We start from the raw sequence: 21,732 nt of genomic DNA on the forward strand, positions 1-21,732 counted from the left end.
GTCGAGGTCCCGCCGTTGCCCGTGGTTTTTTCGCGACAGCGGACACGATTCCAAGACCCGAATCGGAGAAAAGCGGCCGTTGAACTGTCCAAATCGTGTCATCTGGTAACGCACACATACTTTTGTTAATTGTAAAACATGTAGGAAGGTCATGGTATCGAAAAGTCGCTGGCAGGAAGCACAGCGAGCGGAGACGAAGTTCCACCAGGAGATATCGCGGGGAGAACTGGAGTTACGCTGGATAGACGAGGAGTTCGACTCCAGCAGGGACATTCTGGACGGACGAGTGTTGGAGGTCGGGTGCGGGACTGGCGGGCTCACGTACTCCGTCGCCGAATCCGTATCGGAGGTACAACTGGTCGGCGGCGTCGACCCAGTGTTGGGAAAGCTATCGAACCCGGCACTCAGAACCGAGCCAGTCGTTCAGGCCGCCGGTGAATCGCTGCCCTTCGAAGATAGCTCGTTCGATGTCGTCGCAAGTCTCAATATCATCGACCACGCTATCCATCCTTCCACGATTCTAGACGAGATTTCGAGGGTGTTGAAGACAGACGGGACGTTTCTATTTAAGATTAACACCTTTTCGCTTCCAAAGTTCGTGAGAAAGCGGATGAAATACGTCGACCGGCCGCATCTACACCACTTTTCACCCGCAGAAGTCCGAGACGAGCTCGCGGACCACGGGTTTCGTATCGCACACGAGTCCGTCAACTCCCGCGAACTGTTCAGCAGGCGTCTCAACGACTGGGACGCGAAGTGGATACTCGCCACGACCGTCTTGCGGCTGAACACCCACTACATGAAGTGCTTCGTCGATTGATTCGGTACACTCACGAACAGAACTGGGTCGAGGACAGTGCTCAAACTCGACTACTGGATGACGCCGGAGACACGCTCGAACAGGACGTACAGAGTGACGAGCCAGCCGGCGAGTTTGACCAGGAGCAGCCAGCGCCACCACTGCTCGTCGGCCACCGGAGGGAACAGTTCGCTGGTCACGAGCAGCGCCAGAAACATCGCAACGAGGTATATTTCCGCGCCGGTGATGCCGACGGCCCAGAGGGCGACCGACGAGACGATACCCAGCGTCACGAAGGAGAGGAGAAACCACCGGAACCGGCTCCGCGTAGGTACTGACACCGACATGGATGAGACCCACTCGTTCATCGACATGGATTGCGTACCACAACCTAGTGCAACCTGACCAATAGTAATGCCCCTGAATACCTGTCGGCGCGGTCGATAATACACCGACTACCACGCGTCGGTTCGCTCGATTGCGTGTTATCTACCCCGTAATCGGGGCGTTCGGCCCGCCGTAGGGATGTCGTCTCAAACCGGCGCGCCACGGCAGCCAAGAGGGACCCCGGCGTCCGGTAGCGATGTTGTACTTAACTGTACTAGCCCACAGAGCGTAAAATAGGACACATGCCGACAGGAGGAAACACCGACGACGAGGCGCCGCTCGTGAGTGTGGTCATACCCACGTACGGTCGGGACGAGGACTTGCCGGACGCGATTGCGAGCGTGTTCGACCAGCAGTACGAGCGGCTCGAACTCCTCGTCGTCGACGACGGCTCGCCGACGCCCGTAGCGACCACGCTGCCCGAGCGGTTCTTGAGCGACGACCGGATGACGGTCATCCGCCACGAGCAAAACAGGGGTGCAAACGTCGCCCGGAACACGGGCATCCGGGCCGCGGACGGCGAGTACGTCGCGTTTCTCGACGACGACGACGAGTGGGACGAGACGAAGGTCCGGAAACAGGTCGAGACCTTCTCGCGGTCCCCGCCGGAGACGGGCGTCGTCTACACGTGGGTCAGACGGGAGCACCCGGCCGGGACGACGGTCTCGACGCCGACCGCGTCGGGAGACGTGGTCACCGACCTGCTGACGGGGTCGAACTTCGGACAGTTCTCCTCCGTACTGGTCGACGCCGAGGCGATTGCCGACGCCGGCCTCCCTGACGAGCGGTTCCCGGCGTGGCAGGACCGCGAGTGGTTCTTCCGGCTCGCCCAGTCCTGCAAGTTCCAGCCGGTCGAGGAGGCGCTTACGTACCGCCAGACCGGGCGAAAGGACAGCATCACCGTGAACTTCCAGCAGAAGCGCGACGTGGCCTATCCGCTGTTCGTCGAGAAACACGGTGACCTCGCGGCGGAGTACGGCCGCTACTACGAGCGGACCTTCCGCGCGTCCATGCGACGGTCGCTCGCCCGGTCGGCGATACGCGCCGGGGAGTACGGCGAAGCGCGGAAGTACTTCTTGCTGGCGTTTTTCGCCAACCCGCTGCACCGCCCCGTCTACCCCCATCTGCTGCCCTCGCTTGGCGGCAAGTGGACCTACGAGTCGATTGCGTCCCTGCGCCGCCGGGTCGCCGAGATGGTCCCCGTGTAGCGGCCGGCGTTACGCCCGTCTACGGAACGCTCGCCCTTCTCGGACTCGGAGCAGTACTACACGAGTTCGCCTTCTCAGCCCGTCGACACGTCGACGCGAAGCGAACGCTCGACTCGACCCACGGGGTGGAGTCGGGCGACCACCCGGGTAGACTGGAGAATCCGCGTCGTCGCCGCGCGAATCCAGTGACTAACAAAGACTATCGGACGGCACTGCGACGGTAATGGACGCGCCGACGCTTTCGGACGACGATGGACTCGCTGCCCCGACGCGGGCGGAACGAAGTAGTTCGGTAGCGACAGACAGGCACCGACCGCTACTAGCGTTCTTCATTCCGGACCTCTCGGTCGGCGGCGCGGAGCAGGTCGCAATCACAATCGTGAACGGGCTGGCGGAGCGGGGGTACGACATCGACCTGCTCCTGTCGCGTGCGAGCGGCGAGCTCCGGTCGGAACTCTCCGAGCGGGTCTCTATCGTCGAACTGCCGCCGTCCAAGACGCCGGCGGTGGGGGTCGCCGCACACCTTCCGGCGCTCGTTTCGTACCTGCACAGGGAGAAGCCGGCGGCGCTATTTCCCCACCTCGAACACCCGAGCATCGTCTGTCTCACCATCAACAGGCTCCTCGACACCGAAACCCCCGTAATCCCGACCCAGCACTCGGCGTTCGGACACGAGGTGGAGGCGACACCGAAAGACCGAATCGTCGAGCAGGTAGTCCCGCGTCTCTATCCCGCCTCGGACCGGATAATCAGCGTCTCGGAGGGCGTCGCCGACAGCCTCGTCGAGCAGACGCCCGTCGACAGGGACGACGTGTCCGTGCTGCACAACCCCGTCGACGTCGAGCGAATCCGCGAGCGCGCAAGCCGGCCGGTCGACCACGAGTGGGTGGAAGACGGCGACCGGGACGTGGTCCTGTTCGTCGGGCGACACGCGGGCCAGAAGAACCTGGACAGCTGGGTCCGTGCGTTCGAGCGAGTCGTCGACAGGAACCCGAACGCACGCGGGATAATTGCCGGCAAGGGACAGTGCCGGGACGACATCGCGGCGCTGGTTGAGCGGCGCGGGCTCTCCGACGTGGTGTCCCTGCCCGGATACGTCGACAACCCGTACCGGTACATGGCCAAGGCCGACACCTTCCTCCTGTCGTCGCGGTACGAGGGGCTCCCGACGGTGCTGATAGAGTGTCTGTCGGTCGGCTGTCCGGTCGTGTCGACGGACTGTCCGAGCGGTCCCCGCGAAATCCTCGCGGACGGGGAGTACGGGCGGCTCGTACCGGTGGGAGACGTGGACGGATTGGCCGACGCGGTCTGTGACACGCTCGCCGACCCGCCCGACCCGGACCGGTTGCGGTCCCGCGCCGACGACTTCTCGCCCGAGCCCGTGTTCGACGAGTACGAGCGGTTCCTCGACGAACACGTCTTTGCAGCCGGGGCCGGGCGCTAGTTCAGTACTTCACTCGCCGGGAGTTGGCCGTCGTCGAGAATCGCTTCGTGGAGAGTTGCCAGTCGTCGGCCGTGTGCGTCCCACGTCCAGCCCTTCGAGACCAGCCGCGCCTTGCCGTTTGCGCCCAGCCGCTCTCGCTTTTCGGGGTCGTCGATGAGACTGTTCAGAGCGGTAGCGAGCGCGTCAGGGTCTTTGGCTGGAATCAGAATGCCGGTCTCGCCGTCTTCGACCTGCTCCGGAATGCCGGACACGGCGGAGGCGACGACCGCGGTCTCGCTGGCCATCGACTCGTAAATCGTGTTCGGCCGGCCCTCGGCGTGGCTCGGGAGCATGAAGATGTCGGCGGCGGCGAACCACCGCCGGAGCCCGAGCGGCGGGACTTCCCAGAGCACCCGGTAGTTGTCGTGGTGGCTGGCTTTGAGCGCGCCGATGAGGTCCGTGCGGAGGTCGCCGTAATGGCCGACGAAAACGAAGGCCACGTCGTCGCTCCGGATGTCGTCCAGGGCCTCGCATATCTCGTTGATACCCTTCCGCTCGGTGTAGCCACCGCAGAACATGACGACAGTAGTATCGCGGTCGATGCCCAGCTCCTCCCGAATCGCCTGCTCGTTGTCCGTCGGGTACCGCGACGGGTCCGCCCCGTTCGGGAGCACGGTCGCTTTCGGCGTGTCGGTGATGTCGTTGGCGATGCGGGCGAGCGACTCGCTGACGCAGAAAATCCCGTCGGCGTACTCGAGGGTCCCCCTGATTTTCCGCCGGCTTATCTGTGAGAGGTCGTAGAAGTTGTTCAGAATCTTCCCGCGGCCCATCACCGTCAGTGGGACGTCGTTGCTCCAGCAGTACGACGCCAGCCCGTAGCCGTCGTAGTGGATGTGGCCGGCGTGACAGATGTCCGGCGTCTCGAAGTGCGTCGAGATGTACTCCGGGAGCATGTCCGCGAACGACCGCGACGAGAGCGTGTACTTGAACAGTTTCTGCGGTAACAGGTAGAGGAACCTGGGATAGTGGACCTCGTGGGAGCCGTAGTCGTGCCGACTCGGGATTTCGCCGAATTCTGAGTAGGGGCCGACCGGCGGCGCTCTCGGGCGGGGGGTCACGACGTCGACCTCGGTTGCTGTCCTACTGAGGGCCCTGATGGAGCGGAAATTGAACAGCCCCATGTAGGGGTTGAACGGGTCCGGATGGTTCATCGCGCTTACGACCGCACGGTACATGGACGATAGCTGGCAGGGTCCGTCATTAAGTATGCATCTGATACCGAGCGGCCTACTCACAACCGGCATCGCCGGGGCCACCCAGTCGGAGGCTACGTTCGCCTGCGCCTCTGACGGACCGGAAGACGCGGTACGCCCCGTGGCCGGCGTTCGGGTGGCGCATTCGGGGGCTTCCGGGTAGAAGATATATAACTATACGATTCTCTCCGGATGTCATTGCCGTGAAGACGAATATACGCGATTGGCTGCGAACTCTGACGGGAGGCCAGGTCAAGGGGGGCGAGACGGGGCTCCGGTATTTTCTAGGTGGCGCTTACAACGGTCTCTATTTCTCGCTGACGACACAGCGCCCGCTCGGCACGAACGTCTACGACAGGGAGTGGGATTTGCTCATCGTACTGGACGCCTGCCGGGTGGACGCGCTGCGGGAAGTCGCGCCCGAGTTCGAGTTCATCGACAGGGTCGACAGCGTCTGGTCCACGGGGAGTTCGTCACACGAGTGGCTGTGTAAGACGTTTACCCAGGAACACGCCGAGGAGATATCCGAGACGGTGTATCTCTCCACGAACCCCCACACACAGCCGACCTTCGAGGACGGCAAGCGGCCGCCGCGGAAGTACATCACGCCGGTCACGTGGGCGGACTGGGACGTGGTCGACGGGAGCCAGTTCAAGCTCCTGAAACAGTTCTCGCGTCACCACCGGTACGAGGACCACTTCGACACCATCCCGCCGAACGTCGTGACAGACCAGGCGATTTCGGCCGGACGGAGCCTCGACTACGAGCGAATGATACTCCACTACTATCAGCCACATCGTCCCCACGTGGCGGCCGCGTACAGGGAACAGCGGGACATCACCGATGCCGAGGACCATCCGTGGGAGGCCATCCAGCGCGGGGAGATATCCAGAGAGGACGCCTGGGAGAACTACCTATATAACCTCCGACTGGTTCTCGGTTCGATACGCCGACTGCTCGACAACGTAGACGCGGAGCGGGTCGCCATCACCGCCGACCACGGCGAACTGTTCGGAGAGATGAAACAGTACGGCCACCCCGAAGGGATACCACACCCCAATCTCAAGAAGGTCCCCTGGGCGCTTACCTCCGCCACGGACAACGAGACGAGCACGCCACGCGCGGACATCACGGAGCAGGCGGAGCCGTCGAAGGAAGAAGTCGAGGACCGCCTGGAGCACCTCGGCTACATATAAACAGTTCCGACTCCCGAGCGTCTGTGAGTGGCTGGCCGGCAGTCGGACATACGAACTGGTACGTATGTCGTGTTCAAGAAACCGTATCGAACAATCAAATATCTACATAAAGTAACAATTTATAATACCGTACTCGGGTCGAAGTCGGTACGGCATGTTAAGACCGAACTACTTTGCGAAGGGAGCTGTTACTGGAGTGAGGAGTCAGGACGGAGCAGAAGGGCGAGAGTCGCGTAAGAACGACTCTCGTGGGCCGATAGCCGCAGTTAGGAACAGATTTACCGCGTGTGGTGGGACAACTTCGGGCACGAGTCTGAGTGTGGCCCTCGAAAGGAACGCGGCCACCTCTGAAGCGTGGAGTGCTCGGTATTCCAACACGTTTGGCGAGGGTCGTCAAGGAGGGTACCAATGACGAGACCAGCCTACGTGCCCGACAGCGCCGAGGACATCACCGACCACGGGATAGGGAGCGACCACAACTCCAGCGACCCGGACCTCCGGTCCGCGCGGGAGGTACTGAACGCGATTCACAGCGCGATGGACGCGGCCGGGCCGAACGGGTCGATATATGTTCCGGCAGGCACCTACTACTTCGGCAGTGAAGACGTCTACAGCCTCATCAAGATGGGCGGCGGCCAGCCGCGGGGCATCTCGGTGTACGGCGATGGACCCGACGCGTCCACGCTCGCGGTGACCGAACACATGGACCCCGCGGCCATCTCGAACCAGACGGCGTTCATCTACGACGGGGACGCCGACCACGGCGAAGTCGAAATCCGTGGGCTCACGCTGGACGTGAACGCCCCGAACCTGGGCAATCTCGACCGGCACAACGGCGGCGCTGACGGGTTCTCCCTCGCCGGCCGGTCCCTGTCGTTTTCGCTGTACAACGTACGGATTACCGACACGTACACGCGCGGCATCAGGTGTCGACAGTACCTCTCGTCCGCCCGGTACTGCACGCTCGAGCGAATCGGCATCGAGTATCACAAGGACAGCGGGTCGAACACCCACCCGTTCGACTCCCTCCAGACGCCGGGGGGCAACACCACAGTCATCGAGAACTGCAAAATAAAGAACTGCCCGGGGAGCGCGATAAACATCCGCTACAACGACGGGACCTACCGGATTCGGAACGTGTACGCCGCCGGTACTGGCAGTCAGTTCCTCAAGCTCTCCGCCGGGGAGTCGGTGACGCTCCGCCGCATCAACCACACGGCGTACACGTCTGAACTGGAATCGCTGCTCCCAGACGAGCCAAACGACGGGTTCCTCGGCCGGCACTTCATCCAGAGCCTGGGTGACCGGGGAGACACCAACGTGACGCTGGACATGGAGGACGTATCGACGAAGAACCACACGTCCTACGCGTTCCAAGTGCGTGACACGGTCGGCGGCCCGTCGGACCTCACCTGGGTCGGCGACCGAATCGCCTTCGCCGGCTCGAACATGTACAAAGACGACGAGGTCATCCGCGACCGCCAGGGGGTCGCGTTCAGGAACGTCGACGTGGGCGAGATGTCGGTCCACGACACCGACGCGAAGGTGTTCGAGACAGAGGACTCGGACGGGTCCATCGCCACGCTCTCGACGGGCAACGTCGGCGGCCTCGGAAACACGGGCGGCATCGACGTGGGTAACCACCTGTCGGGCGGGAGCCCGGTGAACGTGGACGTTCCGGCCGAAAACGAGGTCGGGGCGAAGACGCAGGACACCACCGAGGAAGAGCCGACCCAGACCGCGACGGAGGAGGAATCACAGACCAGCCTCCCGGACTGGACGCCGCGGTGGGACGGCGACCCGTCGAACTGGTCGGTCGTCTCGGGCGATTCAAACACCGGCAACGCCTACGTCGAGTTCAGCGCTAGCTCGGCCGACTCACACGCCATGTCCTGGGACGACGTCGGCGAGCACGCCGACACCGAGGTGCTGGGACTGGTCCGCGTCGGGTCGACGGACACCGGGAGCGACGGCTGGGGCCGCCTCATCGGGCGCGGCGGCGTCGACGCCAGCGGGAACATGGTCGGCTATTCGACCTGGTTCGTGCGCCACGAGGGCGACATCAAACTGCGCGTCGAGAAGGACTTCGGCGGGTCACAGACCACGCTCGGCGAAACCGTAGCCGCTACCACCCCCCTCCAAGAGTGGAGCTATCTCCGGCTCCGCATCGAGGGCACGTCCGTGAAAGCCAAGAGCTGGAGCTACGGCTCCAGAGAGCCCGACTCGTGGGACATCGAGGTAACGGACGGCGACGTCACCGACCCCGGGTGGACCGGCATCGGCTCCTGGTCGGGCGACGTGCAACTGCTCGACTTCTTCAGCGTCGGTACGAACGGCGAACCGGCGCGGCTCGACGACGCCAGACCCGAGATAACGTGGCAACAGCCACTCGGCGAGGAGACGGTCGAGGGGACGGTCACGCTCCAGATTAGTGCGACCGACGCCGAGGATTCCCCCGGCACCCCGAACGTCGAGTACCGCGTCGACGGGGACGCCTGGTCGACCGCGTCGTACAACTCGAACACGGGGTACTACGAGGCCGCCTGGGACACCTCCGCGCTGTCGGACGGCACCCACACGCTCGACGCCAGAGTGACCGACTCGGCCGGGAACACCGATTCGAGCAGCACCACGGTCACTACCGACAACAGCGGGACCGGCCCCGCCGTCGACAATCTCTCCGTGTCCGAGGTCGAGACCGACACCGCGGACGCGGCCTTCGCGGTCGATTGGGGCGTCAGCGACCCGGACGGCGACCTCTCGACCGTCGACGTGGGTCTGTACGACGAAACCGACAACGAGCAGGAGGAGGCGGTCAGCGTCGACGTCTCCGGGAGTTCGGCGACCGGCACGACCGAGCTGACGGCGAGCGGCGACGGCGGCTCCGGCAACGAGTACAACGTCGTGGTGACCACGACCGACGACAGCGGGAACGGCACGTCCGCGACCGCGACGGCATCCGCGGCGGCGGACGGCGCGAAGCCGGAAATCGGTCGCTTCAGCGTCTCCGAGTCCCAGCAGGGCGACGGCAGAGCCGACATCACCGTCGTGTGGGACGTCTACAGCAGCGACAGCGACCTCCAGTCGGTTACCATCGCCGTCGCCGACTCGAACGCCACGGTAGAGAACGTCCAGTGGGACGTCGGCGGAAATACGGCTTCGGACATCGACATGTTCAGCATCAACCAGGTGAGCGCGAGCAGCTACGACGTCGCGCTCACGGTCGTCGACAGTAACGGGGAGTCCGTCTCCGCGACCAAGTCCGTGAGCGTCTGAGCATGCCGTCCTCTGGCGCTCTCGGTATCTGCGAGGTTCCGCGTTCGTCCGGTCCGCGCTATTCTCTCTCGTATTCGCCTGGTCACGTGGGACTCAGTGCCGACAGTCTCTGCAGACACGCAGCGGGTTAGGAGCGCACTAACAATGATATGGACTGGTCAACGGACGTAGTACGAATGACGGTGGCGCTCTCGGCAGGTACCGGACTGGGCTGTACGAACACCGGGCGAGTGAGCAATGTCTGTGGGTGAGCAGCCATGAGCGACGGTCCAGCACGCACCTGGTTCGCTGACTCGCGGTCCTCGGGAGCCATCGCGGCCGTCGGCGTCCTGCTGCTCGTGGCCGCGACGGCGATTGTGCTGACGACGCCGACGGCCACCGAGTACGAGATATCGCTCTACGAATCGTATCCCGCGCCGTTCTGGGGCTGTGTCGTCGGGTCGCTGTTTGCCGGTGCGCTACTGATATTCGGGAGCATCGGGAACCCGGACGAGCGGTCCTGGGTTTTCGGCACCGTGTTGATGCTGGCGACGGACGCGCTGCTGGTGTTGATGCCGCTCATCCGGGGCTACGTCATGTACGGCGACGCAGACCCGCTGACGCACCTGGGGTACGTACAGGACATCGCCAACACCGGTGCCACCGGGGCGAACATCTACCCGCTCGCGCACCTGCTCGTGTTCGCCACCGCCGACGCGACCGGGCTGGAGACGATGACGCTGGCGATGCTGATACCGGCAGTTTTCTCCGCCGTGTACTTCGGGGGGATGATTTACCTGCTGTTTCAGGTGGCCGATTCCCGGCGGGGGTTCCTCCTTGGCCTGCCCTCCGTCTTGCTGCCGATACTGGGCAACAGCCACCTGCTCTTTCGCCCGTTCGACTTCAGCATCCTGCTGATACCGGTCGTCCTGTACCTGTTTTTCAAGAGTCAGCGGTACCCCACCCCCGCAATCAGAGGGGCGCTCGTGCTCACGCTCCTGAGTCTCCTCCTGTATCACCCGCTGACCGCCGTGTTCGTCGCGGGGGTGTTCATGCTGTACTACGTCGTGCAGTACGTCCCGCGGATACGGACGATATACCGGAGTCCGACGAGCAGTTTCGGGCTGTCGCTCGCGATAATCGTGAGCTGGTACTCCAACTTCTCCGGAGTCATACTGCGGTTCGACACTATCTATCGCGTGCTCTTCGGCACGAGCAGCAGCGAGGCCCCGGTCCAGGCGTACACACAGACCGCACAGGAGGCGACGCCGGCGCTGATAGACATCGTTCGGTTCATCACCTTCCGGTTCGGCACCGAGATGGTGCTGTTCGCCCTCGGGGGCGGCCTGTTCGGGGTCGCACTCTTGCGCAGTTTCAGGCGCCGCTACGAACTGGACACCCGGACGACCGTGATGGGCGCGGTCGTGGGCGTGTTCGGGATCGTCGGATTGGCGTTCCTACTGCTGGACCTCATCGTCACGCAGCAGCGGCCCTGGCAGGTGGCCAAAATCGGCGCGGTGCTCCTGCTTGGCCCGCTGTTCCACGTCCTCCGGAACCGCCACAGGCAGCGCAGTCAGTCGCTTGCCCGTAGCGTGCGGTCGGTCGCCACCGTCACGGTGCTGGTACTCGTCGTGCTGTCTACGCTCACGCTGTACCCGTCGCCCCTGTCGGGGATGACCAACGACCAGGTCACGGCGATGGAAGTCGAGGGCAGCCAGTGGCTGACCGAACACGAGACCGGGAACAACGAGCTGTACCACTTCGACATAGAGTACCGTCGGTTCCACCACGCGGAACACGGCGTCAGCGAGGGGCTGCCGTTCTGGGAGCAGTTCCTTCCGGCGCATTTCAACTATACTATGAACCGGTACTTCGGCCAGAACTACGACAGCGGCAAGTACGTGATGATAAACAGGAAGGGGCGCATCTTCTACCAGGAGACGTTCCCGGATTACCCACAGCGGTGGAAGTACACGCCACAGGACTTCCAGCGGTTCAACCGGGACAGGACCGTCGACCGCTCCTACGACAACGGCGACCTCAGGATTTACTTGGCGAACGGCACCAGCGCACAGGGGGCGTAACGGGGACGAACGCCGCCGAGGCGGATTAGAACCGCGTTGGGGTCATGCAGATACATCTTCGCTCGACTGGCACCGTAGAACGGAGCCGGGACTGCGTGGTGACAGCCATGGACACGCGTATGGAGAAGGACAGCCAGCGCGCAATCAGTGAACTGAGAACGGTCGTCGTGCAATCCGCGAACAGAGAATCCGGGACTTCCGGGGCGGAGTCAGTCCTCGCCCGGGACGAGCGGGGCCACACCGACCTCGTCGATAGTGGGGACCGTCGGACGGAACCACTCCTGGCTGAGGGAGCTCACGTTGATGGAGACGTCCCCCGCGTCGCCGATCCCGTCCGTATTGGAGTAACTGAACGTCTCTATGGTGCCCTGGGAGTCATCGAGCATGAACACCTTCGCGTTGGAGTTGTGTACTGACAGCCGGGAGATGTCGATGTCCGAGAACCGCCCGTCGCCGTGGCCTCGGATGACGGCGTCGTCCCGGGCGCGGTTGGTGTTGTAAATCTCTATCATGTCCCCGCGCCATATCACGTTCATCGGCCCGTCGCCGATTTCGCTCTGTGCCTGGAACGCGTAGTCGGCCATGTCCCTGGAGAGGACGTTCTCCATAATCACGGTGGTCGGGGTCGTCCCCCGGTTTCCGAGGTTGTTGATGAAGAACCGCCCGTGGAAGTCGGGGCCGATGTCCCGTTCGTCGACCTTCCGTTCGAGCGAAGGGGTGTTCGCCCTGTGGTAGATGTTCTTCAGTTCGACGAGCTTCCCGGCGGACATCTTGCACAAGCCGGAGCCCGTACCCCGGACGTAGCAGTTGTGCATCCTGGTGACCCCGTCGCCAAAGCGGATGTTGAGTGCGTTCCCGGCACAGTCGAGAAAACAGCTGTTCTCGATGACGAGTTCGTCGCCCGCCTGCGGTCGGACGGAGATGTGATGGGAGTTCGACTGCCCGTCGGTCTCGTTGTGTCGCCCGATGCCGTTGTCCTGGAACGTGCAGTTTCTGACCGACCTGAGGACGGCACGGCCGCGGACGCCCGCCAGGTGCCAGCCCCGTATCCACGCGCGTTCGAGGTGGAAGTCGCCGGCCGTCGACATCTGCAGCCCCCAAGAGCCGCCGCCGTTCTCGGCGAGGCCGGTGACGTGCTCGTAGTTGCCGTCCAGTTTGACGTCCCTGACTTCGACGGAGCCGTGTTCGTACCCGTCGTACCAGATGAACGCGCTCTGGTTCGGCCGGGTGTCCGCAGCGGCGTGGCTGGTAATCGCAAGCGTCGACTTGTCGGCCCCTGCGCCGATGATTGAGACGCCCGGCGGTCCGGTCTTCCCGAACTCCACGTACGGACTGAAGCCCGAGTCCTCGCTGCCGAAGTAGTACTGACCTTCCGGGACGTATATCGTCCCGCCCTTGCCGGCGGCCTCGGCAGCCGCGCGGATAGCGTCGAGGTTTCGCCGTGCCGCGTCCAGGCTGGAGTCGTCCGGGTTCGGCTCCGAGCCGTAGTCGCTGATACTCTCGGCGTTCTGCGGCACGTCGGGCTGTTCAGTGGGTCCCGCGGGCGTCGCGGTCGGTCGGACCGACGCCCCTGCCGAGCCGGCAGTCCCGTTGGAGGGGTCACCACCACCGGTGTCGATACCCGGAAGCCACCCGTATAGCGCGCCCGAGACGGCGGCCGCGGTACCGCCGGCGAGAGCGATGAGTTTCCGACGGCTGAGCACCCCAGAGCCAGCGGTCATGACAGATATGTACAGGTCGTAGTGTCCCGTTGTCCGGATTGAATAGAGTGGTACCGTCGACGGATGGAGGGAATCATGTCTATCGTCTCAAACTGAGATGCTCGGGACATTAGTATAGGCCTCTTACAGCGAACCTCGGCCAGCGTTCCCGAATCCACCCCCGTCGTAGCCCTGCCGAAGCGAGAGAGTCGCGTCCGTCCCAGCGTGTTCGCTCCGGGATTCGGTCCCTGTCGAGCGGCGGCACCAGGAACCAGCGCCGACTGCACCCGGCACAGTTCGCGCTTACGGGTCGATAGTGGGATACAATCCAGTACTACCAGTAATGCGAGCCGAAACGGAACACCCCACCCAGTGCAGACTCGCTCGGCAGACTCGGTTGCCAGTCCTCCCCGCTACACGTACTCGCTGAAATCAGTCATGTGGGTGTTGGTCTCCTGACCGGAGGTGCTTGCACCCAGACTGCCGACACCGACGGCCGCGGTCACCGCTGTCAACCCGAACTGGAAGAAACTCCGCCTGTTAAGGTGTACTTTACCGCTTTCGTTTGCGCGTAGAGTGTCTGAAAGGCCCGATTTATCCTCGTCGTCAGCCGCGTCGTTCTTATCGAACATACACATGCGTTTGAAGTAGGTATATGCTAATTAGCCGTTCTTACGCCGTGTCGACAGGGTAGCTGGTTTTAGCTACGTATGTGAGCGGAGTAGTTACCAAATAACGACTCGTACGTATCTGTTTGCTATGCGTGCGAATCAAATATGATAAAGTAATTATATACTAACTGAACGGAAAGGAGAGCCAAACCGGCCGGACGGGACCGTGTCCAGGTAGATTCCGTAGTCGGTCTGGCCGCTGGAAACGGACGCACGTTCCGGGGCACGCAACTGTCGTGAAGTGGTCTCGGGGGCAAGAGGACGTATAACTGACCCCTCCGTGAGCCGCCGGGGGAGTATCAAATGCATACTAATGTCCCTGTCAGGGATACGGTTGGATAATCCAATGCACAGCGACAGGCCGACCGACGCGTCACCGTCGTGTGAGAATCGTCCGGGAAGGAATGCGGCACGCACGTGGCTCCGATGACGACCGACTGCGTCATCGTCTCCCAGCGGTACCCGCCCGAAAAAGGGGGGAACGCGTCGAGAATCCACGACACGGCCGTCAACCTCGACGACGACATCGACACGACAGTCCTGGCCCCGTCCCCGTGTTATCCGCCGGGGAACTTCGAGCGAACGTGGGAGCGCAAGCGGAGGGAACACGACGACGGGGTGGTGGTCCACCGCCTGTGGACGTGGCAACCGCAGACGGAGAACCCCTCGCTGCTCCGGCGGCTGCCGTACTACCTCTTTTTCGCGCTTCACGCGGCGCTCTGGCTTGTCGTGAATTTCCGGCAGTACGACGTCGTCGTGACCTCGACGCCGCCGATTACCACCGGGATTCCCGGGCTCGTGGCCGTCGCCATCGGGAAGCCGTGGGTCGTCGACGTACGCGACCTGTGGATAGAGAACTCGATTGCGCTGGGGTACATCACGGCGGACAGCCCGCTGGTGAAAGCCGGGCGCGCGTTCCAGTCGCTCGCGTTACACACCGCCGACCGGATTACCGTGACGACGGAGACGCTCGGCGACGCCGTCGCCGACGCGTACGGCGGCGAACTCCGGGACCGGGTCCGTGTCATCCCCAACGGCGTCGACACCGACCGGTTCACGCCGGAGGGCGGGGCTGACGAGGAGGACGACCGAATCGTGTACACGGGGAACATCGGGAGCGCCCAGGCACTCGAACCGTGCATTCGGGCGATGCAACACGTGTCGAGCGACGACGCCGATCTCCGGCTGGTCGGCGACGGGGACGAGGTGTCCCGGCTCGAAACGGTGACGGAGCGCCTCGACCTCGAAGACAGCGTCGAGTTCGTCGGACTGGTCGACCGCGAGCGGGTCCCGGAGATTCTCAACGACGCGACCGTCGGCCTGGCACCGATAAAGGACAGCCCGGAACTCGATTACGCGATGCCCACGAAGCTCTACGAGTACCTCGCGTGCTCGTTGCCGGTCGTAGTCACCGGGCACGGGGAAATCGAGCGCTTCGTCACCGACAGCGAGGCGGGCATACACACGGAGGCCGACCCGGAGCGCATCGCGGCGGCAATCGACACTCTCCTCGAAAACCCCGGGCAGCGCACGTCGATGGGGCGGGACGGATACCGCCTCGTGACAGAGGAGTACGACCGCGGGGCCATCGCGGACCGTCTCGGCGAGGAACTGCGGGCGCTGACGGCGAGCGAACGACAGGCACCACGCGCGGCTCCGAGTCCCGACGATGACTGAGCCGACCCGAATGCTCCCGGCGGCCGCCAGGCTGTACGGGCACACGCTCACGCGGCTGGAGCCGGCACAGGTCCTCGGGATGGCCGAACGGACGGCCCGTAACACCGTACTCGCCAGGCTCTCGGTCGACTTCGACGGGCGGTACGACGATGCGGTGCCCGAGCGGCTCTCGGTCGCGACGGGCCCGCTCGAAGCGGACCTCGACGTGCTTCGAGGGGAACTCTCCGACTCGACCGTCCGGTCGTTCCAGCGGCGGAGTCGACGGGCGGCCGGCGGCGAGGTAACCTTTCTCAACGGGACGGTCCAGTTCGATTCGCCGGCCCACCCGGACTGGTACGACCACGGGGCCGACGGCTATCCGCTGCTCTGGTCGCTGAAACTGTACGCGTTCGAACCGCTCCGGTGGGCGATGCTGGGGTACGAAGACCCACAGGATGCCCCCGATGAGGTCGTCGCGGTGTTCGACCAGTGGGTCCGGGACTGGACCGACAGCGTCGACATCGGCCGGCCCGGCTACCTTCGCAGCGCGTGGACGCCGTGGGCAGTGTCGCTCCGGCTACAGACGCTGGCGCGGTATATGGCGTGGCGAACCGGGGGCTCGCACGACGGCGTCCCCGAGGGCCTTACCGAGGCGCTCGCCGGGGAGATATACCGGAACGCGCTCTTCCTCGCCAACCACGTCGAGGGAGACGTCGGCGGCAACCACCTCGTCGAGAACGGGCTCGCGCTGCTCATCGCCGGGTTGCTGTTCCCGGAGGCCGACGAGCCCTGGTTTGCCACGGGCCGCTCGATTCTTGGTCGCACCGGGGCCAGGCAGTTCCTCCCCGACGGCGGCCATTATGAACGGTCGCCGATGTACCATGCAATCGTTACAACGCGGTTCGTGACGGCCTGCTCGCTACTGGCAGCCAGTGATCGGTCAGCCCCCAACTGGCTGACAGCGATGACGAAACAGGCCGTAGCGTACTTGCGATACCTCTCACCGCCGGATGAGCGGCTCCCGCTGTATAACGACGCCGTGTTCGGGCAGTCGCTCCCGTTGACGGCCTGCCTGGGATACGCCGGGGCCGTCGGGTTCGGGGCCGACGACCGCCCGGTCCCGTCACACAGTCCGATGGGCGGCGAGACGGGGTACTACTGGCTCGACACCGACCACGGGCAGTTACTGGTAGACGGTGGGCCGGTGGGGCCCTCCAACTTGCCGGGTCACTCCCACAACGACATGCTGAGCGTCCTGCTCTGGGTCGACGGACAGCGCGTGCTCACGGATACCGGCGTGTACGATTACGCCGACAACGAGCGGCGGCAGTACGCCAGAAGCGTTGCCGGCCATAACACCGTCCAGGTCGGCGAGACGGAGCCTATCGAAATCGGCGGCAAGTACCTGATGGGCGCGCGGACGGAACCGACGGCCGAATACGAGGGGGCCGACCCAACTTTCTTCAGGGGGCATTATGAGACAGCCGCCGCAGCACCGGCGTCGTACCGGCACGACAGGACGATTCTCGCCAGCGACGACTGGTGGTTGGTTCGGGACGAACTTCGGGGACCCGACACAGAAACCGAACCAAGCGTCTCCCGACTCCACTTCCATCCGGAGGTCGCTGTCACAGTCGAGGACTCGGGAACGGTGCGGGCGACTGGCAGTGACGAGAGCTCGGCCCTACTCAGCGTCTATCCGCTCGGCGTCAGTGACGTTCGGACGACGACGACCGAGTACTTCCCCGAGTTCGGCGTCACTGAGGAGCGACAGACGCTAGAACTGGAGGCCGGCCCGGAGTCTGGGACGACGGCCTTCGGGTACCTCCTCGACCCGTCTGCTGGTGGCCACAGAGCGCCTAGCTGTTTGGATGCGGACAAATAAGCTAGCCGGGACCGCTACCGAGACGGTCAGTTTGGTGACCAGAGACGTGTTCGGTCTGTCAATCGGAGCTGTCACTTCTCGGTGTGAAAACCCGCGCCTCAACTGAACAGACGCTTCAGCCGCGCAACGAGGCTCTTCGAGCGATCGCCGCCGCGCCGGCGCTGCTGGTCCGGCCCCGCTGAGGCTTCGGAACTGCCAACGTCGGTTTCTGTGGCGGGCGTGTCGCCGTCAGCGGCTTCGACAGCGTCAGCAATCATTCCTTCAGCGTCGTTAACAGCGTCTTTGACGGTTCCGTCGATTAGCGGGACACCGCTGAATCGGTCCTGACTGACCGACGTATCGGAGGCGATAATGGCGGCGTCGGCGGCTTCAATGTCGGAATCGGAGAGTTCGTTCTCCGCGCCCATCGCTCCCTGAACTTCCACCTTGATATCGTGACCCTGTTCTTCGGCTGTCTGTTCGAGGTTCTCGGCTGCCATCTGACTGTGTGCGATCCCAGTCGGGCAGGAGGTGACTGCGACGAGTTTCATGTGTCTAGTGTGGTGTGGACTTCGCTGCGCGTTGCGGCGAGTTGGGCGCGGTCCCCGCGCTCGCTCGCGGAACTGTACGAGGTTTCGCTGACGGCCGTCTTGACCTCCGGAATCGTCACGGCACTCATGCTGAGTTCGTCGAGGCCGAGACCGACAAGTAACTCTGTCAAATCTGGGTCACCTGCCATCTCGCCACACATCCCGACCCAGATGTCTTCGGCGTGGGCTGCGGTGACTGTTTGCTGGATGGCGCGGAGGACGCCCGGATGAGTCGGGTCGTGCAGGTCGCCGACGCGCTCGTTCTCGCGGTCGGCGGCCATCACATATTGCGTGAGGTCGTTCGTCCCGATAGAGAGGAAATCGACTCGTGCGGCGAGTTCGTCGGCCATGAAGGCGGCACTCGGTGTTTCTATCATAACGCCGACTTCGGGATCAACGGCGTCGGCGTCGTAGTCGTCAAGACCGGCCGCCGCCTCTAGCGCGTCGAGTGCGGCGTCGAGTTCCTCGATAGTGGCCACCAGTGGGAACATGATGGCGAGGTCCCCCGCCCCATCCGCGGCAGCGCGTAGGAGCGCACGGAGCTGTGTGGCGAACAGGTCCGAATCCGGTGCGAGTGAGCGCCGGATTCCGCGTTCGCCGAGGAATGGGTTCTCCTCGTCTGGCAGGTCGAGATAGGGAATACGCTTGTCGCCACCGATATCCAGCGTCCGGACGACGACGCGCCCATCTGGGAACGTGTCGAGCGCCTGGCGGATTGCCTCGTACTGCTCGTCCTCCGAGGGGGGCGTCTCGCGGTCGAGGAAGAGGAACTCGGTCCGATAGAGGCCAACGCCGTCAGCACCCCGTTTTGCTGCGGGTTCCAGTTCCGCCGGCTGGCCGATATTTGCCGCCACTTCGACGTGTCGTCCGTCAGTTGTTTTGACTGAATCATTGACGACAGCGGCTCCCGACTCGTTCGCTGCGGCCGCTCGTTCGGAGTCGTCAGGACTGACCAGCAGGGTCCCGTTGTCGCCGTCGACCACGACCTCTGCTCCGTCTTCGAGGGTGTCGAGATCTGTCCCGATACCGACGACGGCTGGCAGAGCGAGCGAACGGGCGAAGATAGCTGCGTGGGACGTCCGCCCTCCAGTGACTGTGGCAAAGCCGGCGACGCGTTCTGGGTCGAGTTGTGCCGTGTCGCTGGGAGTCAACCGCTCGGCGAGGACGACACTGCCCGCCGGTAGGTCACCGAAGCCGACCCGCTCGCCGTCCGTCAGCAGACGGAGGAGTCGGTCACGCACGTCACGAAGGTCGTCTGCGCGCTCGGCCATTCGACCGTCCATTCCCTCGAACTGTTCGATGTGTTCGCCGAACACGGCGTCCACGGCGTTGGGTGCTGGGCCCCCATCGGCAATCATCGTCTCGACTGCGTCCTCGATGGTCGGGTCCTCAAGGAACTGGATGTGCGCATCAAACACCGCGGCCTCGTCCTCTCCGACACGTTCGGCAGTCGCCTCACGTTCAGATTCTAGTTCAGCGCGGGCGGTGTCGACCGCGTCGGCGAACCGCCGGCGTTCTGTCTCAGGATCGACTTCCACGTCGTCTGGGTCCGGGAGCGAGATGTCGCGACCGTACCAGACAACTGTCCCGACGCCTGAGCGCGGCGTGGCACCGGTCCCGTGGAGCGTGCGTTCAGCCATCGTCAGTGTCCAGTTCCGCTTCCGGCGTTGTCAGTATTCGTTCCAGCTCATCGAGTACGGATTCTGCATCCGAGCCGTCGGCCACCAGTTTGATATCATCGCCCTGTCCGACGCCGAGGCTGGTGATGGCGATCATACTCGCCGCCTGGACGAGATCATCGTCCGGCCGCCCGGCTGAGACCTCGGCCTCGTGGTCGTTGACGGCCTGGACGAACGCTGACGCCGGCCGGGCGTGCAGACCGGCTTCTGGAACAATCGTCACAGTGCGCTCGACCGTCATGCGATGGCCTCCCGGAGTACGTCCTGAACGGTCGCTTCGTCCGCCGCCGCGTGGAGTCGGTCCCGAACGTCGTCGTGCATCAGGGCTCGAGAGAGGGAGCTGAGGATATTGAGATGCTCCTCGCCGCCGGCTTCCGGGACGAGAATCATGAAGACGAGTGTCGCAGGCTCGCCGTCCATGGAGCCGAAGTCGACGCCCTCTTGCGAGCGGGCGAACGCGAGCGACGGGCGACTCACAGCGTCAGTCTTCGCATGTGGAATCCCGATTCCCATGCCGACACCCGTGGTGGTCTCCGATTCACGCTCAAGCAGTGCTTCGAGTGCGCGGTCGCGGTCCTCGACCCTGCCACTGTCGACCAACAGGTCTAGCAGAGACTCGATACACGCCTCCTTCTCCGCTGGTGGTTCGGACAGCGAGATGTGGTTTGCCGGAATCAGTTCTTCAATATCGTCCGCTGAGATTGCGTCTGTCATTGTACTCACCGTAATTAGTCATCCGTTGGTTGCGTGCTGCTCGCCTCTGCTCCGGTGTCGACGCGGTCCTCGAAGTCCGGCTTGATAACTGTCGCAACAACAGCCGTCACAAGCGAACCCAGCAGGATGCTGCCCAGGAACGCGAGCGGCTGGTTTGACAGGAGGACAACGAAGATACCGCCGTGGGGCGCAGGCATCGTGACGCCGAGGGCCATCGATGTCGCACCGCCGACAGCACTGCCAGCGACAATAGCCGGGATAACGCGGAGCGGGTCCGCGGCCGCGTACGGAATCGCACCCTCTGTAATGAACGACAGACCGAGCACGACGCCGCTTTTTCCGTTCTCGTACATCTCAGCCGCGTACTTGTGCGGGGCGATGAAGTTCGAGAGCGCGAGGCCGATCGGCGGAATCATCCCACCGATCATCACCGCCGCCATCGGCGCGTAGATTTCTTCGGTGATGAGTCCGGTCGCGAACACGTAGGCGACCTTGTTGACCGGGCCACCCATGTCGAAGGCCATCATCCCGCCGAGGATGAGGCCGACGACGATAGCCTGACCGCCCTGCATCGACTGCAGGAAGGACGTCAGCCCCTCGTTAGCGAGTGCGACGGGGACGCCCAGAACGAACAACATGATCGGCGTCAGAACTGCCATCGTTGCGACAGGGATTAGCAACACCGGCATCATCGGCTGGATGAACTCGGGGACATCGAGGTTCTTGAAGAAGCGTGCGACGTACCCAGCCAGCAGCCCAGCGACGATTGCACCGAGGTAGCCGGCACCGGCCTCGCCACCGGAGATACCGATTACTGTTGCCGCTTCGGCGACGACGTTTCCCTGCTGGAGAATGTACGCCAGCAGGAACCCCGGGGCGAGTCCCGGACGGTCGGCGATGGCGTACGCGATGTACCCGCCGAGGATCGGAACCATAATTGTCAGCCCGGCTACGCCGATCTGTGCGAGGAACCAGCCTGCCGAGCCGGTGTTCTCGAACACTGCCTGTGTGTCCCCTATCGCGTACGCGACGGCGAGGAAGATACCCCCGATAGTCACGAAGGGAATCATGAACGATACGCCCGTCATCAGGTCCTCCTTGACGGAGGTTACGTGAGCGCGAAGCGCACTCTCGGCCCGGTTTTGATCTGTCATGGTCAACGACATCGACAGCTACGCCCATTGTGTGATATAAAGATACACGTTTGAGCGTGTTATTTACTGAAACTGTTTGATATCTGTATTTGGGCGATT

Annotated in this window: 17 protein-coding genes; 8 read left to right on the forward strand and 9 right to left on the reverse strand. The window is 63.6% G+C overall.

The features are described 5' to 3' along the window. Positions 1-151 precede the first annotated feature (151 nt). A complete protein-coding gene (locus G9C82_RS15385) occupies positions 152-820 on the forward strand; it encodes a class I SAM-dependent methyltransferase (RefSeq protein ID WP_127014589.1) in 669 nt (222 codons plus the stop codon). A 50-nt stretch (positions 821-870) separates the two neighbouring features. On the opposite strand, the gene G9C82_RS15390 is transcribed toward G9C82_RS15385, so the two are convergent. Continuing rightward, entirely contained in the window at positions 871-1,146 is a 276-nt protein-coding gene (locus tag G9C82_RS15390) for a hypothetical protein (RefSeq protein WP_241244125.1), read from the reverse strand. Positions 1,147-1,428: 282 nt separating this feature from the next. On the opposite strand from G9C82_RS15390, the gene G9C82_RS15395 reads away from it, so the two are divergent. Both G9C82_RS15395 and G9C82_RS15400 read left to right on the forward strand, forming a co-directional pair. Then, a complete protein-coding gene (locus G9C82_RS15395; RefSeq protein ID WP_127014591.1) occupies positions 1,429-2,394 on the forward strand; it encodes a glycosyltransferase family 2 protein in 966 nt (321 codons plus the stop codon). Positions 2,395-2,617: 223 nt separating this feature from the next. Continuing rightward, the gene (locus tag G9C82_RS15400; RefSeq protein WP_127014592.1) at positions 2,618-3,838 is read left to right on the forward strand and encodes a glycosyltransferase; all 1,221 of its coding nucleotides are present in this window, start codon (positions 2,618-2,620) and stop codon (positions 3,836-3,838) included. Here G9C82_RS15400 and G9C82_RS15405 read toward each other — a convergent pair. Beyond that, positions 3,835-5,052, reverse strand: coding sequence for a glycosyltransferase family 4 protein (locus tag G9C82_RS15405; RefSeq protein ID WP_127014593.1), 1,218 nt, complete (start codon positions 5,050-5,052; stop codon positions 3,835-3,837). The genes G9C82_RS15400 and G9C82_RS15405 overlap by 4 nt on opposite strands. 221 nt (positions 5,053-5,273) lie before the next feature. Between G9C82_RS15405 and G9C82_RS15410 the strand changes: the two genes are divergently transcribed. The 3 genes from G9C82_RS15410 to G9C82_RS15420 all read left to right on the forward strand — a co-directional run bounded on the left by G9C82_RS15410 (position 5,274) and on the right by G9C82_RS15420 (position 11,605). Next, positions 5,274-6,266 (forward strand): hypothetical protein, encoded by a 993-nt coding sequence (locus G9C82_RS15410; protein ID WP_127014594.1) that lies wholly within the window; start codon positions 5,274-5,276, stop codon positions 6,264-6,266. Between the two features lie 408 nt (positions 6,267-6,674). Then, entirely contained in the window at positions 6,675-9,542 is a 2,868-nt protein-coding gene (locus G9C82_RS15415) for an Ig-like domain-containing protein (protein WP_127014595.1), read from the forward strand. Positions 9,543-9,799: 257 nt separating this feature from the next. Continuing rightward, positions 9,800-11,605 carry a hypothetical protein gene (locus G9C82_RS15420; RefSeq protein ID WP_127014596.1) on the forward strand — a complete coding sequence of 602 codons (1,806 nt, stop codon included), beginning with the start codon at positions 9,800-9,802 and terminating at the stop codon, positions 11,603-11,605. Positions 11,606-11,814: 209 nt separating this feature from the next. Here G9C82_RS15420 and G9C82_RS15425 read toward each other — a convergent pair whose 3' ends face one another. Both G9C82_RS15425 and G9C82_RS15430 read right to left on the reverse strand, forming a co-directional pair. Further along, positions 11,815-13,326, reverse strand: a complete 1,512-nt coding sequence (locus tag G9C82_RS15425; protein ID WP_127014597.1) for a chitin-binding protein — start codon at positions 13,324-13,326, stop codon at positions 11,815-11,817. 392 nt (positions 13,327-13,718) lie between these two features. Then, positions 13,719-13,937, reverse strand: a complete 219-nt coding sequence (locus G9C82_RS15430; protein ID WP_127014598.1) for a hypothetical protein — start codon at positions 13,935-13,937, stop codon at positions 13,719-13,721. A 465-nt stretch (positions 13,938-14,402) separates the two neighbouring features. Here G9C82_RS15430 and G9C82_RS15435 point away from each other — a divergent pair, with 465 nt between their 5' ends. Both G9C82_RS15435 and G9C82_RS15440 read left to right on the forward strand, forming a co-directional pair. Beyond that, positions 14,403-15,653 carry a glycosyltransferase family 4 protein gene (locus G9C82_RS15435; RefSeq protein WP_127014599.1) on the forward strand — a complete coding sequence of 417 codons (1,251 nt, stop codon included), beginning with the start codon at positions 14,403-14,405 and terminating at the stop codon, positions 15,651-15,653. Then, positions 15,646-17,517, forward strand: coding sequence for a heparinase II/III family protein (locus G9C82_RS15440; protein ID WP_127014600.1), 1,872 nt, complete (start codon positions 15,646-15,648; stop codon positions 17,515-17,517). Before G9C82_RS15435 ends, G9C82_RS15440 begins: the two co-directional genes overlap by 8 nt. A gap of 98 nt (positions 17,518-17,615) precedes the next feature. Here the strand turns inward: G9C82_RS15440 and G9C82_RS15445 are convergent, their stop codons facing one another. The 5 genes from G9C82_RS15445 to G9C82_RS15465 are packed head-to-tail and all read right to left on the reverse strand — an operon-like array spanning position 17,616 to position 21,645. Next, on the reverse strand, positions 17,616-18,047 hold the full coding sequence (locus tag G9C82_RS15445) for a PTS fructose transporter subunit IIB (RefSeq protein WP_127014601.1): 432 nt from the start codon (positions 18,045-18,047) through the stop codon (positions 17,616-17,618). Continuing rightward, positions 18,044-19,726: a phosphoenolpyruvate--protein phosphotransferase gene (gene ptsP / locus G9C82_RS15450; RefSeq protein ID WP_127014602.1), complete on the reverse strand. Its 1,683-nt coding sequence runs from the start codon at positions 19,724-19,726 to the stop codon at positions 18,044-18,046. The genes G9C82_RS15445 and ptsP overlap by 4 nt, the downstream gene beginning before the upstream one ends. Continuing rightward, entirely contained in the window at positions 19,719-20,006 is a 288-nt protein-coding gene (locus G9C82_RS15455) for an HPr family phosphocarrier protein (protein WP_011222763.1), read from the reverse strand. The genes ptsP and G9C82_RS15455 overlap by 8 nt, the downstream gene beginning before the upstream one ends. Then, the gene (locus tag G9C82_RS15460) at positions 20,003-20,479 is read right to left on the reverse strand and encodes a PTS sugar transporter subunit IIA (protein ID WP_011222762.1); all 477 of its coding nucleotides are present in this window, start codon (positions 20,477-20,479) and stop codon (positions 20,003-20,005) included. Before G9C82_RS15460 ends, G9C82_RS15455 begins: the two co-directional genes overlap by 4 nt. A 14-nt stretch (positions 20,480-20,493) precedes the next feature. Beyond that, the gene (locus G9C82_RS15465; protein WP_127014603.1) at positions 20,494-21,645 is read right to left on the reverse strand and encodes a PTS fructose transporter subunit IIC; all 1,152 of its coding nucleotides are present in this window, start codon (positions 21,643-21,645) and stop codon (positions 20,494-20,496) included. Positions 21,646-21,732: the final 87 nt, after the last annotated feature.

Origin of the sequence: Haloarcula sp. R1-2 (assembly GCF_011627385.1) — an archaeon.
Classification (GTDB): domain Archaea; phylum Halobacteriota; class Halobacteria; order Halobacteriales; family Haloarculaceae; genus Haloarcula; species Haloarcula marismortui.

Excerpts from the sequence above, each read along its gene's own strand:
- G9C82_RS15385 (WP_127014589.1), top strand. The coding sequence starts at position 152 with ATGGTATCGAAAAGTCGCTGGCAGGAAGCACAGCGAGCGGAGACGAAG.
- G9C82_RS15390 (WP_241244125.1), bottom strand. The coding sequence starts at position 1,146 with ATGTCGGTGTCAGTACCTACGCGGAGCCGGTTCCGGTGGTTTCTCCTC.
- G9C82_RS15395 (WP_127014591.1), top strand. The coding sequence starts at position 1,429 with ATGCCGACAGGAGGAAACACCGACGACGAGGCGCCGCTCGTGAGTGTG.
- G9C82_RS15400 (WP_127014592.1), top strand. The coding sequence starts at position 2,618 with ATGGACGCGCCGACGCTTTCGGACGACGATGGACTCGCTGCCCCGACG.
- G9C82_RS15405 (WP_127014593.1), bottom strand. The coding sequence starts at position 5,052 with ATGTACCGTGCGGTCGTAAGCGCGATGAACCATCCGGACCCGTTCAAC.
- G9C82_RS15415 (WP_127014595.1), top strand. The coding sequence starts at position 6,675 with ATGACGAGACCAGCCTACGTGCCCGACAGCGCCGAGGACATCACCGAC.
- G9C82_RS15420 (WP_127014596.1), top strand. The coding sequence starts at position 9,800 with ATGAGCGACGGTCCAGCACGCACCTGGTTCGCTGACTCGCGGTCCTCG.
- G9C82_RS15425 (WP_127014597.1), bottom strand. The coding sequence starts at position 13,326 with ATGACCGCTGGCTCTGGGGTGCTCAGCCGTCGGAAACTCATCGCTCTC.
- G9C82_RS15430 (WP_127014598.1), bottom strand. The coding sequence starts at position 13,937 with ATGTTCGATAAGAACGACGCGGCTGACGACGAGGATAAATCGGGCCTT.
- G9C82_RS15435 (WP_127014599.1), top strand. The coding sequence starts at position 14,403 with ATGACGACCGACTGCGTCATCGTCTCCCAGCGGTACCCGCCCGAAAAA.
- G9C82_RS15440 (WP_127014600.1), top strand. The coding sequence starts at position 15,646 with ATGACTGAGCCGACCCGAATGCTCCCGGCGGCCGCCAGGCTGTACGGG.
- G9C82_RS15445 (WP_127014601.1), bottom strand. The coding sequence starts at position 18,047 with ATGAAACTCGTCGCAGTCACCTCCTGCCCGACTGGGATCGCACACAGT.
- ptsP (WP_127014602.1), bottom strand. The coding sequence starts at position 19,726 with ATGGCTGAACGCACGCTCCACGGGACCGGTGCCACGCCGCGCTCAGGC.
- G9C82_RS15455 (WP_011222763.1), bottom strand. The coding sequence starts at position 20,006 with ATGACGGTCGAGCGCACTGTGACGATTGTTCCAGAAGCCGGTCTGCAC.
- G9C82_RS15460 (WP_011222762.1), bottom strand. The coding sequence starts at position 20,479 with ATGACAGACGCAATCTCAGCGGACGATATTGAAGAACTGATTCCGGCA.
- G9C82_RS15465 (WP_127014603.1), bottom strand. The coding sequence starts at position 21,645 with ATGTCGTTGACCATGACAGATCAAAACCGGGCCGAGAGTGCGCTTCGC.